Source organism: Maricaulis sp. MIT060901 (genome assembly GCF_047123815.1).
Taxonomy (GTDB): Bacteria; Pseudomonadota; Alphaproteobacteria; order Caulobacterales; family Maricaulaceae; genus Maricaulis.
This window is the reverse complement of record NZ_CP138920.1, coordinates 353,021-365,784: the sequence shown is the minus strand read 5'-3', so window position 1 is coordinate 365,784 and position 12,764 is coordinate 353,021. Positions and strand designations below refer to the sequence as shown.

At 60.7% G+C, this 12,764-nt stretch carries 9 protein-coding genes; 7 read left to right on the top strand and 2 right to left on the bottom strand.

What is annotated here, in order from left to right; all coding sequences use genetic code 11:
- Positions 1–17: 17 nt before the first annotated feature.
- On the top strand, positions 18–719 hold the full coding sequence (locus SIC17_RS01790; RefSeq protein WP_412546229.1) for a hypothetical protein: 702 nt from the start codon (positions 18–20) through the stop codon (positions 717–719).
- Between the two features lie 2 nt (positions 720–721).
- Positions 722–2,470 carry a hypothetical protein gene (locus tag SIC17_RS01785; RefSeq protein ID WP_412546228.1) on the top strand — a complete coding sequence of 583 codons (1,749 nt, stop codon included), beginning with the start codon at positions 722–724 and terminating at the stop codon, positions 2,468–2,470.
- Between the two features lie 455 nt (positions 2,471–2,925).
- Here SIC17_RS01785 and SIC17_RS01780 read toward each other — a convergent pair whose 3' ends face one another.
- On the bottom strand, positions 2,926–3,825 hold the full coding sequence (locus tag SIC17_RS01780; protein WP_412546227.1) for a hypothetical protein: 900 nt from the start codon (positions 3,823–3,825) through the stop codon (positions 2,926–2,928).
- A 211-nt stretch (positions 3,826–4,036) separates the two neighbouring features.
- On the opposite strand from SIC17_RS01780, the gene mgtE reads away from it, so the two are divergent.
- The 5 genes from mgtE to SIC17_RS01755 all read left to right on the top strand — a co-directional run bounded on the left by mgtE (position 4,037) and on the right by SIC17_RS01755 (position 10,908).
- Positions 4,037–5,428, top strand: coding sequence for a magnesium transporter (mgtE, locus tag SIC17_RS01775; protein ID WP_412546226.1), 1,392 nt, complete (start codon positions 4,037–4,039; stop codon positions 5,426–5,428).
- Positions 5,429–5,507: 79 nt separating this feature from the next.
- Positions 5,508–6,416 carry a Kelch repeat-containing protein gene (locus SIC17_RS01770; RefSeq protein WP_412546225.1) on the top strand — a complete coding sequence of 303 codons (909 nt, stop codon included), beginning with the start codon at positions 5,508–5,510 and terminating at the stop codon, positions 6,414–6,416.
- Between the two features lie 68 nt (positions 6,417–6,484).
- Complete coding sequence (locus SIC17_RS01765) at positions 6,485–9,007, top strand: glycoside hydrolase family protein (RefSeq protein WP_412546224.1); 2,523 nt, start codon at positions 6,485–6,487, stop codon at positions 9,005–9,007.
- 77 nt (positions 9,008–9,084) lie between these two features.
- Entirely contained in the window at positions 9,085–10,257 is a 1,173-nt protein-coding gene (locus SIC17_RS01760; RefSeq protein WP_412546223.1) for an isovaleryl-CoA dehydrogenase, read from the top strand.
- 141 nt (positions 10,258–10,398) lie between these two features.
- Positions 10,399–10,908 (top strand): lysozyme inhibitor LprI family protein, encoded by a 510-nt coding sequence (locus tag SIC17_RS01755; protein WP_412546222.1) that lies wholly within the window; start codon positions 10,399–10,401, stop codon positions 10,906–10,908.
- 3 nt (positions 10,909–10,911) lie between these two features.
- Here the strand turns inward: SIC17_RS01755 and SIC17_RS01750 are convergent, their stop codons facing one another.
- A complete protein-coding gene (locus SIC17_RS01750; protein WP_412546221.1) occupies positions 10,912–12,657 on the bottom strand; it encodes a patatin-like phospholipase family protein in 1,746 nt (581 codons plus the stop codon).
- Between the last annotated feature and the right edge of the window lie 107 nt (positions 12,658–12,764).

Here is a 12,764-nt window from a genome sequence, read left to right as displayed (position 1 = left end):
ATTTGAGGGAGATAAAAATGAACCGCCGTGAATTCACTTTCGCTTCGATTGCCGCTCTTGGGTTGGGAGGAGCGAGCTCTAGCGCTTTGGCTCAGAGCCAAGCTACATGGAACCAACTGGTCCAATCCGGTGCTTTGCCGGATTTCATCGACCCAGCGCTTTTCGGTAACACGGAATTCGATGTAACGCTCGGCCGTGGAACGATGTCTTTGGCACGGTCATTAAGCGAGATCTACGCTGCAACAGGAAATCGTGAGTTAGCTGAGCAGTTGCGTCTTTCGAGCCAAGCCTTGGTTGGGGATTACGACAATGACGCGTTTGAGGCGACTCAAAACGCGATTGGTGAACATTCCGATCTTGATATTGCGACCATGCAGATCGAGGCCAATGAAGAAGCGGCACAGCATATGTCGAGAGCGACATTGTTTTCCGGATTGGGCGTCGCCTACAATGCTATCGCCATCGATCAAGGTGCGGAGTTCGCGCAGGATACCGGAAACTCGTTGCGGGGTGGTGGTTTCGGGGCACTGCGAGGAGGCATCGGGGCGGTCCGCAATCGCCGCGTTATCCGATTGGCTAGAGCTGCCACTCAAGCCGTGCCGGGAAATCTAAATCTCGCCCGCAACATCTACAGCGCTACGCGCGAATATATGCGGGCCAATGATCTAGAGGCTCCCAGTCAAAGCGACGTAGATGGTGTGCTGGCTGACTGGAATTAACGATGAAGGCCGTCGTTCACTATCTTCTCGTATTGCTCGTCTCTTTTTCGACCGCTCCATCTCTGGCTCAAACCTCAGGCGGGCGCCCAACGTTGCTTATTGCTTCGCAAGCGGATCACCAATTTGAGCCTGGAGGGTTTTTCAGAGCATCCAATGGTCTTCCGGCGGAGTTGGCGGATCAAATCGCTGTGCAGTTTAGTCAAGATCGGCGTTTCGAGCTTGTGGAACGGCAGGCGTTCCGTCGCGTTGTTGAGGAGCAAAATTTTTCGAGGGAGCAGGAAAGCCGTTATTCAAGCTCAGTTGATGCTGCAATCGCTGAGCTGGATGGTCTGGAGGACATGTCACTCGGTTCCGCCGCTACATTCGCCGTCATCGGTCTAGGTGCCGCCCAGGCGGATGTTTTTGAGGCGATCTCTGACCGTGGCCAGTCTGTCGGCGCACGATATGTCCTGTTGGGGTCGCTTCAGCAGGATGAGCGAACGCAACGAGCTCGTATTCCAGGTTCGCAACGGTCGATATCAGGAACATCCTTAAGCATTAGACTGCGACTGAGGCTTGTCGACACAGAACAAGGAACCTTGATTGGTGCGACCAGTTTCAACGGGGTGTTGCGGATGTCAGATGGAGCCCCAGACTGGAGTGTCCCAGCCTCGTTCGCTGCTGATTTTGTTCGAGACGTCGTTTATCCGATCAATATCTTGTCGCTCGACCCGCTGACCATCTCTAGGGGAGCAAACTCAGGACTCGTAGTCGGAGATGAGGTGTTGATCGAGCGGATCGGTGGCGCTGTGATCGACCAGGGAATTGAGATTGGGCGACATGCCGAGGTCGTCGGGAGTGCTCAGGTGGCAGCCGTAGACCGAAACTTTGCTACGCTGACGGCAGATTTTCCGCTTTCTTCCTCGGGAGATTACCGGGTTACTTTGAATGCATCCGGTGGCGGAGACGAACAGCAGTCCGACGATGGTTCTGTAGTGCTTGCCCTTGGCCAGTTGGCTGTCGCACCCGGCGCACAAGTTTCCGACCGCCTCCGCCTACGTATTCCAGCGATAAAGGACAGTGTTGAGCGACAGTTGGTTGCGATGCCTGGGGTCGTGGTTGCAGATAGGAATAACCTTCCCGCAACTCTCGATGAACTTTCACTCCAAGACGTGCTGAGCGGCGATGTGGACTACTCGCAGATCACAGGCGCGGACTATTTGTTGGTGGGGACGTTTGATGAGCTTTCTTTCGAACAGGAAACGCGGCAGGTGCGCGCGCTCGGAAGGACAGAAAGCCAATTGATTGGTGCAGCCATCGCGAGGTTTGAGTTGCTCGATGTACGGCGTGGCGTGATTTCTCAAAGCTCGCTAGTTGAGTTTCGCTCTGATGATCTTCGCGGCCAAGCTGAGTTTGAGAATGCCCTCGGAATGGAGATCGTTCGCGAAATCGGCACCACGCTGTTCCCGGCTGAAGTGATCGGGGCACTCAGTGCTAGAGAGTTTTATATCAATCAAGGGCATGATTGGGGTGTTCAGATCGGTGATCGTTTCGAAGTCGTACGCGAGGGCGACGAAATGCGGGACTCATCAGGGCGTAGCTTCGGCGCAGTTCAGATCGTCACCGCTGAGACCGAAGTGGTTCGTGTTGAAGATCAGCGGGCGGTAATATCGCTGATTGAAGGAGACGTCGCGGTCGGGCAGCTCGTCCGTAGGTCAAGTGAAGCCGTCGTAGACGAGCGTGAAGCGCCGTCGCGTCGGCCTGAATGGTAAGTTGAAAAATGCCGTCCGCGTTTGTTCGCGGACGGCATTTCGATCGACTCGCCTTAGTTATTTTGTGGTGGCTGAAATGAGCCCCAAATTTCGAAATCTTCCCCGACGTGTGTGTGATGCTCGTGGCCTGAGCCCGGCCGTCAACCTGTAAAAAAGTGTGGTGCCCGTTCCCGCGACCGCTTGACCAACCGGGTACACAATTTGGTACACAGAGTGCTTGGAGAGCGTGATCTGAGCCGTTTTTCCAGGTGCTAAAGTCCTGAAACACCAGACAGGAGCTAGCTGTGGGGTAAAACCCGTGGAAGTTCGAGTCTTCTCGACCGCACCATTTTCTCAAGAAAATGAATTGAAGAAACCGGATGCCGGTGTGTTCGTAGCGAACGCACTGGGCGGGGTGGGTGTGTTTGGGGTTCTTTTGTGGATACCCTCGAGTTGTTCCGTTACCCTGTTTCTTACTAACGAGCTTTGTCTCGCCCGGTATTTGTTTGCCTGAGTTGCGTTGAGTAGAGATAGGCTTGGGACACACAGCCGATGCTGATCAGTGCGTGCATGACGACCAGCGGGATGGTGAGGATGGTGTCGCGCCAGTCTTGGAAAACCTGATATAGCGCGATGCCGAGTGCGAGAGAGATCAGCCCGACAATCCACAATGCGCCGGTCAGCGAGTACTTCACGGGAGTTGAGCGTTTCCAAGCCGTCACGAGCCAGGACAAATCGCCAAGTATCGCTGCGGGGAAGATCAGGCAGGCTGCCGCGAGGGGCAAGGTAAGCAGAACTCCGGTCACCGTCGCGAGGCCCACGCTTAGGGCCAAATTTTGTGTGGTTTGGAACGCGACCCAATAGACGCCTAGGGTGACGATAAAGAACAGTAACGACAGAAGAAAGTATGCGAACACCCTGAGGAAGATGGACGTAATGGGCGTGTGCTCATCTCCGGTCAGTGGGCCATCTGTCAGAAAAAGACGGTGTCCGATGACTATCGTGCAGAATTGAAGGCCGATTGCAGTGCCGGTCGTGACGCCTGAGCCCAGCCAAAGGCCGGCGATCTCCAGAGCGATATTGAGGCCGCCTAAAATGAGTACTGCGCGGCTCGCCCGTGCTTGGCGTTGATGAAAGCCCTTCAGGCTTTGCCAGATTATTGAGAAAGCTCCGGGCTCATCCGGATCATGGTCGGCCATGCTGGCTATGTAGAGGAGCAGGAAGCCACCAAGCCCACCAATGGCCACGGCGATCAGGACGTTGATGTGCATCATATTTTCCTCTGTAGGCACCTGCTCGGAGTAGGTAAGACGGGAGTACTCGTCAATGGTGGTGTGAAGAATCGAAGACGCGCCGAGGAATTTGGAAGTACACATCTTTCGGGCCGCAAACTCGCGCCCTGCTGCTGATCGACAGCGCAGAAAAATCGGAAAAAGCGTGACGGTCCCATTTCTTTCCGCCCCACGCCCAACCCGCTGAGTTTTCTCCCTCACCCCCCATTCTCCCACTCGCCACGAATCGCGCCACCGCCTAGGCTGCGCGCAACATCACTGAAACCCGTCATATCGAGACCGCAAGGAGAGCCGCATGAGCGCAGCCGCTTTTGAAGACGAACTCCTTGCCGATACGTCCGGCCGTGTGAATACCGATCCGGAATTTGTCGCCGAACTGGTCGAGGCGATCCTGACTGGCGATGCGGACCTCGTTCGCCGCCTGCTGACGCCGCTGCACGAAGCCGATATCGCTGACGTTATTGAACAGCTCTCCTCGTCCAAGCAGGAGGCGCTGGCCGAGCTGACGCCGGATATCCTTACCGGTGATGTGCTGGCCGAGCTGGAGCCGGATACGCGCGAAGCGGTGATGGAGCATCTTGATGCCTCTCACCTGGCCGCCGCGATCTCCGATCTGGACAGTGATGACGCCACCGAGGTTCTTGAAGAGCTCGACGAGGAGGTGCGTGAAGCCGTCCTGGCCGAAGTGCCGGATGCGGATCGCGAGGCCGTCGAACAGAGCCTGGCCTTTGACGAGGAGACCGCCGGTCGCCTGATGCAGCGCGAATTTGTGGCGGCACCGGACTTCTGGACGGTGGGCCATGCGCTGGACCATATGCGCGACAGTCGCGGCGAGATGCCGGACAAGTTCTTTGACCTGTTTGTGGTCGATGCCGGTTTTCGCCCCGTGGGCGAGATCCCGGTCTGTCGCCTGCTGGGCGCGCCGCGTGACCTTCAACTCACCGAGATCATGGAAAAGCCGCGCATTCTCGTCGCGCCGGAAACCGACCAGGAAGAGGTCGCCTATGTCTTCCACAAATACCACCTGGTCTCGACGCCGGTGGTGGACGGGGCCGGGCGGCTGACCGGCATGCTGACGCTGGATGATATCGTCGATGTCATCCAGGAAGAGAACAAGGAAGACATGCTGGCCCTGGCCGGTGTGAATGATGCGGGCCTGTCCGACACGGTCGTCCAGTCCGTGCGCTCGCGCGCGCCCTGGCTGCTGGTCAATCTGGCCACGGCCATCCTGGCTTCCGGCGTGATCGCGATGTTCCAGGGCGCCATCGATGCCTATGTCGCCCTGGCCGTGCTGATGCCGATCGTGGCCTCCATGGGCGGCAATGCCGGCACGCAATCGCTCGCCGTCGCCGTTCGAGCCATCGCCGAGCGCGATCTGACGGCGGCCAACTCGCTGCGGGTGATCTGGCGGGAGCTGGCCACGGGCACGCTCAACGGTCTTATTTTCGCCGTCGTGATGGGCTTGGTGACCATGCTCTGGTTCCAGGACTTGCAGCTAGCCGGCGTGATCGCGCTGGCCATGGTGCTCAATCTCGCCTGTGCGGGGTTGTCCGGCATTCTGATTCCCCTGGGGCTTGTGCGCGCCGGTGCAGACCCGGCCGTTGCCTCCTCTGTATTTGTGACCACGGTGACCGATGTGGTGGGATTTCTTGCATTCCTGGGGTTGGCGAGCCTCCTGCTTCTGTGATGAAATCCCTCCAGCTGGGGAGCTAAGGGTGGTGAAAACAGTGCGACACAGAGTGCTTTCGCTTGCGTGTTTGTTGGCGGTGACTGGTCCTGCAGCCCATGCTGACGGGGAATGGCAAGCCGCTGCGCGTCTCGATGCGCCCCGGGCGGGCCTGTCCGTGGTCGTGCTGGATGGCCGGCTTTATGCCGCTGGCGGTGCGGGTCTGACCGACCCGCGCGCCGAGTTTGAATCCTATGACACCGAGATCGACCGCTGGATGCCGGAGCAATCGCTGCCGCGCGGGCTGGAACGTTTCGGCATGTCGGTCGCGGATGGCCGTATCTATGCCGCTGGCGGTTATGCCGCGGGCGAAATGGGTGTCGGACCCAGCGCTGCGATGTGGTCCTGGTCGCCGGAACATGCCGTCTGGCAGAGCGAGGCGGCCATGCCCGCTGCCAAGGCGGACTTCACCCTGACCGAGGTCGGCGGCTTGCTCTACGCCATCGGCGGCAGCCGTGATGATGGCGAGTTTTACGTGTTCGATCCGGAGAGCCGGGAGTGGGAGAACGGCGAGGTGCCCGAAGGCGTGACCCGGGCTGCTGCTGCTGCGGTCGCGATTGATGACGAGATCCTGATTGTCGGCGGGTTTTACGCCGGCGCACCGACCGCGCGCTCTGACTTCTTCAACCCGGCGACGGGGGAATGGCGCGAGGGACCGGCCTTGCCAGCGCCGCGCTCTGGTGTCGCGATTGCCTATGATGGCGAGCGTGTCCACGTCTTTGGTGGACAGGGCGGCGAGGGCAATACCACGCTGGATGAACACCTGGTCTGGACGCCCGGCGAGAGCGGCTGGGAAAGCGCTGAGGGTCTGCCATCGCCGCGCACGAACGCGGCCGCAGCAACCCTGAATGACGGAATTTATATTGTCGGTGGCGGTAGTGGTGGCGGGTTTTTTGCGCCCTTCACCGCGCTTGATGTCACCGATGTTTACCTGCAAGGCGAAGGCTGAACCTCAAGGCGGCTTCGGACTTGCAATAGGGGGTAGGACCCCTGTGTGCCGTGTCAGAATTGAACAAGATGAAACCGCAACTGAAATCTTCCGCCGCCGCGCGCGCCCTGATCAAGCGCTTCGAACCGTTCAACGGAACCGCGATTATTGGTGATGATGGTCACTGGGTTGTCGGCTACGGTCACAAGGCGGCCGCCAAGCCTGGCACGACAGTCACGCCGGAAGAGGCCGACCTGCTGCTCATCTATGATGTGCTCAACGCGGAAACCGCCATTGATGATGTCGTCAACACGCCGCTGAAAATGCCGCAGCGCGACGCGCTCGTCTCATTTGTGCACGATATCGGCGGCGATGCGTTCAAACGCTCTGACGTCGCGCGTTATCTGTTCGAAGGTCGGGCCATGGCGGCCGGCGAGGCGCTGGCGATCTATGGCGACAATCACCCCGATCGCCGTGAGGCTGAGAACGCGCTCTTCATGACGGCCTTTGCGCCGCCTGCTTCCAGGCGCGGCGAGGAACGCGAACAGTCCACGGTCGAGCTGGTCATCAAGGTCGAGCATCCCGAGGACATCGCCGCAGACACGCCGGTCGAACCGGCCCTGGCGGAGGCTGCAGCTGCACCTGCGCCCGCCGACACACCGCCGCCGCCCTCTGCGCGTGACCTGGCTGCACGCCGCGCTGCCGAGGACGAGATCTCCCGTATTCTGGTCGCTGTTGGTGAAATGCCGCTCGAGGCCTTGCAGGCACCTGTGGAGGACACACCGCCCGCACCGCCTGTCCAGGTGCCTGAGGCGCGTGAGTTGACGGCGGCGCCTGCGCCGGAGGCAAGGCCGGAAGTGACACCGGACGCGACAGCTGAGCCAGCTGAGGAAATCGTCGCTTCCATCGATCTCGTGCAGGAGCGCGCAGAGCCGACACCAGCGGGCGCCGCAGATGATCTCAGGGCGGAAGCCGCTGACGTCGATGTCGCTGAGGTCGCTGACGAAGCTGTGGCCGAAGCTGATACCGCTGTTCAAGACGAGCAGTCCGTGGACACACCGGATGACGCTGCCGCCGAGACGGCGCAGGCTGAAACGCCGGATACTGTTGCACAGGTCAGTGACGAGGATGAAGTCGTCGATACGGCTGAACCGCAAGCGCCTGCGACGCCGGAAAATTACAACCGTGCCGACGAGGTTTCTGTCCGTACTGCGCCCCGTCACCAGCCGCGCTCTGTCTTTGATGGCTATCACAGCTCGCCGCTCGCGGCGCTGATGCCGGAAGGGCCGGTGCGTCACGTGCCTCCAAGCGAGACCCGCTCACCGGCGACGACTGAACAGCAGGCGCAGGTCGAGGACGCTCCCGAAGTGGAACCGGCTTCTGACGCACCATCGTCCGACACCAGCATCCCGCTGAGCGATGTCCAGTCCGCGGTTGATACCAACCCGGTTGATGAAGCGGTGCACGCCTACGACGTGCCGGCTGATCTGTCCGAGCGGGCGGACAGCGGAACGGCATCTGACCCGGCGGCGGCCCAGGTGATCGCGCGCATGTCGCAGGAAATCGCTGCCGCACAGGTCGAACCCCGCGAGGAACATCGTGGTCGAGCCAGTGTGCAGATGTATGATGAAAGCCTGCCGGCAGGCACGACGCTGGGCTTTGTCATTGCTGGCGAACTCGCGGCACATTTCGATGAAGACGCCGCTGACGCCTCCGAAGCTGAGGTTATTGCTGCCGATGTTGCACGGGACGATGACGTCGCAGACGCGGACCCGGCTGTTGAAGCTGAATTTGCCCGCCTCGCCGAGGTGATGAGCGAGGACGACGCCGCGCCGGTCGAGGCTGAAGCTGAAGAACCCGCTGCTGAAGCCATCGCCGAGGAGACTGGCGAGGCTGAGCTCGCTGCTGTTGTCGAAACGGGCGACCCGGTCGCAGATGAAGCCGAGGAAAGCGAAGCCGCTGAGGCCGAAGTGCCTCTGGCGGAGATGGTCGAGGACGTTGCCGCGGAAGAGGCAAACGTCTCTGAAGAGCTGGCTGTCGAGGACGCTCCGTCGGTTACGGAAGCCCAGGCTGCCGACGAGGCTTCTGTGGAGGATGCTGCGGACGAGCAGGACACAATCGTCGCACAGGTGCATGATGTCGTGGAGCAGGCGATCGCGGTCGCTGGCCAGGACGCACCGCCGCCACATCCGGCTTTCGAGGCTGCAACGGCCTCCGGTGCCGTGGGCGAGGTCGGCGCGGATGCCAGCCTCACCCGGGAAGCCGTGCACGTCGAGGATGAGCTTGTTGATACCGGCGAGATCGAGGCGCTGGAGGATGATTTCTCCCCGTCCGACCTGGCGGGCGAGGATGATCTCTACACCGATACCCGGACGATCGAGCCGCATAAGGATCGCAGTGCGGGCTGGTTCATCCTGGTTCTGCTGGCGGGTCTGGCCCTGTCTGTTTACGGCGGTCTCTTCACCTATATGGAATGGGATCGGGTCTGGGGCGCGCGGGAGCTGACCTCGGGCGCATGGGCACTGATCGCCGGTAGCTTCTTTTCTGTCATGGCACTCTGGCAGCTCCTTTCCATCTGGATGGAGAAGCGGAAAGAAAAAGCTCCGATTTAGCGCTAACGCGGCAACTCTTTCCTCCAGCAGCTTTCTTGTCGCTTGACCCGTGCTGCGCGCGTGATACATCGCGCGGCATGATACCGAACCAATATCCCTCCCTCGACTTCAACCTCGGTGAGACTGCGGACATGATCCGCGACACCGTTCGTTCCTTTGCAGCCGACGAAATCGCGCCGCGTGCGGCCGAAATCGACGAGAGCGATGTCTTCCCGCCGGACCTCTGGCAGAAAATGGGTGAGCTCGGCCTTCTGGGCATTACCGTGTCGGAAGAAGACGGCGGCTCGGGCCTTGGATATCTGGAACATGTGATCGCCATGGAAGAAATCAGCCGGGCTTCGGCCTCGGTTGGTCTGTCCTATGGTGCGCATTCCAATCTCTGCGTGAATCAGATCCGTCGCTGGGCGACACTCGAGCAAAAGGCGAAATACCTGCCCAAGCTGATGTCCGGTGAGCATGTCGGTGCGCTGGCCATGTCCGAGCCGGGCGCCGGTTCCGATGTTGTCGGCATGCGTCTGAAGGCGGAAAAGCGCGGCGATCGCTATGTGCTCAACGGCTCGAAAATGTGGATCACCAACGCGCCGGCTGCGGATACGCTGGTGGTTTATGCCAAGACGGATATGGACGCCCATTCCCGTGGCATCACGGCCTTCCTGATCGAGAAGGATTTCAAGGGCTTCTCTGTCGCCCAGAAACTCGACAAGCTGGGCATGCGCGGTTCGGAAACCGGTGAGCTGGTGTTTGAAGATTGCGAAGTGCCGGAAGAAAACATCATGGGCCCGCTCAATGAGGGCGTGAAAGTCCTGATGTCCGGCCTCGATTACGAGCGCGCGGTCCTCTCCTCCGGCCCGGTCGGCATCATGCAGTCCTGCATGGACATCGTCATGCCGTACATTCGCGAGCGTCAGCAATTCGGCAAATCCATTGGCGAGTTTCAGCTGGTCCAGGGCAAGGTCGCTGACATGTATGTGCGCATGAACGCCACGCGCGCCTATGTCTATGCCGTCGCCCAGGCGTGTGACCGCGGCGAGACCACCCGCAAGGACGCTGCAGGCGCCATTCTTTATGCCGCTGAAAATGCAACGCAAATGGCGCTGGACGCGATCCAGCTGCTGGGCGGCAATGGCTATATCAATGAATATCCGACCGGCCGCCTGCTGCGGGACGCCAAACTCTACGAGATCGGCGCCGGCACGTCGGAAATCCGCCGCTGGCTGATCGGCCGCGAACTGTTTGGCGAAACCGCCTGACCAGGACCAGATTTCCACGTGACAAGGCCCGGTTTTCCGGGCCTTTTCTTTTGGGGCGGGGCTCTCAAAATTCGACAATCGTCTGATGACGGGTGTTCCGGGCTTGGCTATCCTTGAGCCTGTCCAGTTCGGGAGAATGACATGTTCCGCCAATCCATCACCGCCATGGCCGGTCTGACGCTTGTCGCCGCCTGTGCCTCTGCGCAAAAACCGTCGACAGCGGGCCAGATGGATATCCTGTCTGCCCAGGACACGCTGGAGGTCTGCCTCAACCGCACCACGGATGCAGGGCCGGCTGAACAGCAGACCTGTATCGGCGAATACTCCCGGGCCTGCATGACGCTTCGACCCGATGGCGAGACCACGCAGGGCATGGTGCGTTGTTCGATCGAGGAGCGTGATGCCTGGGATGTTGTGCTCAATGCCAGCTATATCGGCCTGCGCCAGCGTTATGAGGGCACGTCTGTGGCCGAAGGCCTGCGTGATGCCCAGCGCGCCTGGATCGAATTCCGTGATGCAGATTGCCGGGCCGAGGCGGCTGTTTTTGAGGGCGGAACCATCGCCCAGGTCATTCACGCCGGTTGTCAGATGGACCATACGGCCCGGCGGGCACTTGTCCTGCGCACACGGCTGCAGGAACCGGCATACTAGCGCCTACATCATCGGAAGTGGCAGGTGGAGTTTGCGGCGCATGCTCTCGGAGATGCCCGCCAGCATGCCCTGGGCGGCCTCGTAACCGGCCTCGACCGATTCCTCGTAGCGGTCCCAGTCGCGCATATCCACACGGGTCTCCGGCAGGATGAGCAGATCCGCGGCGCTGCGCCCGACATCCCGGTGATCGGCAACGCCCACTGTGGCCGCCCGCATCAGCAATGAGGCGATCGGGGGCGGGGATTTCAGGCCATTATCCTTGACCCAGCCGAGGAAGCTCGGTGGATCGATGAAATCGGCCGGGTTGAGGCCCTGGGCACGGGTGACATCAGCGCCCACGACGGCGCCGCGATGGAAGGCGCGCATCTGCTGGGCCGGGAAATTGGTGAACACGGCACCATCCACCAGGATCTGGCCATCGTGCACGACCGGCGGCAGCAGGCCAGGAATGGCGATGGAAGCGCGCAGCGCGTCACGCAAACGTCCTTCCCGGTGCACATAGGGGCGCCCATTGGCCAGGTTCGAGGACAGGCAGAAGAAGGGACGTTTGAGATCGGCGATCTCAACATCCCCGAAATGATGTTTCAGCCGGGCATCGACCTTCTCGCCTTTGACCAGAGAGACAACAGGCAAGGCCCAGTCATCGAGCGGATGGCTGTCGACAAAGGCTTCGCGCACGCGTTCTTCCAGCTCGGTGTCGCTCCACTCCAGGCCGACACCTGCCGCGATTATGGCGCCCATAGAAGCGCCACCGACAAAATCGATCGGCATGCCAGCTTCACGCAGGGCCCGAATGACACCGATGTGCGCATAGGCACGGGCGCCGCCGCCGGACACGATCAGGCCGACAGATTTTCCGGCAATCGTACGGGCCAGCCGGTCTGCGTCAGCGCGGGCGTGATCCTGGCGCCAGTGGAAGAGGCGCGCTGCCTCGGCGGCCTCGATCCATTCCTGCGGGCGAGCTGCCTGTCGGATGCCGCCCAGGTGCAGCAGAACCACATCGAGCAGTTTCAGCTTGGCTGCGGGCGAGGGGTCATCGGGCAGGAGCGGGCTCGAAGGCCGTGCATCTGCCCTTGCAAACACCCACATCCGGTCGGCCCGGCCCATGGCGCGGCGCGCCCAGGTCTGGTTGGCCAGTCTGGCGGTCAGAAGCACGATGTCGTGTTCCGCCTCGATGGCGTCGAGCTTTTGACCGCTCCAGTCGGAACAATCCTCGTCACCGATGAAACAGCTCAGCCCCAGTCGTCTCAGCGCGTCGCGTAATTCATTGGCGCGATACTCCAGATCAATCGTCGGCGAGGTCGAAACCATCGCGAAAACCTTGGGCTCTGATCCGGTCGAGCGGTCCGAACCGCGCAGCCGCGCCAGCATCATGCGGGCAAGCTCGCGCATCAGACTGGCATGTTTGCGGGTCAGGCGTTCGAAACTGGCCTTGGGCAGGCGCACAAGCTCACTGTCGCGCAGGGCGTAGACGCTGGCACTGTGCGGGGTCTCGTCCAGCAGGGACATTTCACCCACGGGCTCACCGGCGCGGATATAGCCGATCAGGTCCGGTCGTCCCAACGCACCGTTTCTGAAGGCCGCCAGAGCGCCCGAACGCACCAGATAGAAGGCGTCCGCGTCATCGCCCTCGCGAAACAGCATCTGCCCGGCCGGCAGGCAGAACCATTCAACCTCGTGCTCGACCGCGTCCAGCGCAGTCTTCTCGACACGATTGAGGAAGGGCAGGAATGAGAGGTTCAGAGGCATGAATCCCGCGAAGCAATTGATTGCACGCCAACATTAGGCCGGTTCGCGAGATGGGAGAAGGGGGAAGGGAAGTGAGACAAGCCCGCTCGTTCTAAATACTGTTGGGG

Bases quoted from the DNA above. Each gene is read 5' to 3' on its own strand.
- SIC17_RS01780 (WP_412546227.1), bottom strand. From the start codon at position 3,825: ATGTGTACTTCCAAATTCCTCGGCGCGTCTTCGATTCTTCACACCACC.
- SIC17_RS01760 (WP_412546223.1), top strand. From the start codon at position 9,085: ATGATACCGAACCAATATCCCTCCCTCGACTTCAACCTCGGTGAGACT.
- SIC17_RS01750 (WP_412546221.1), bottom strand. From the start codon at position 12,657: ATGCCTCTGAACCTCTCATTCCTGCCCTTCCTCAATCGTGTCGAGAAG.
- mgtE (WP_412546226.1), top strand. From the start codon at position 4,037: ATGAGCGCAGCCGCTTTTGAAGACGAACTCCTTGCCGATACGTCCGGC.
- SIC17_RS01790 (WP_412546229.1), top strand. From the start codon at position 18: ATGAACCGCCGTGAATTCACTTTCGCTTCGATTGCCGCTCTTGGGTTG.
- SIC17_RS01765 (WP_412546224.1), top strand. From the start codon at position 6,485: ATGAAACCGCAACTGAAATCTTCCGCCGCCGCGCGCGCCCTGATCAAG.
- SIC17_RS01755 (WP_412546222.1), top strand. From the start codon at position 10,399: ATGTTCCGCCAATCCATCACCGCCATGGCCGGTCTGACGCTTGTCGCC.
- SIC17_RS01785 (WP_412546228.1), top strand. From the start codon at position 722: ATGAAGGCCGTCGTTCACTATCTTCTCGTATTGCTCGTCTCTTTTTCG.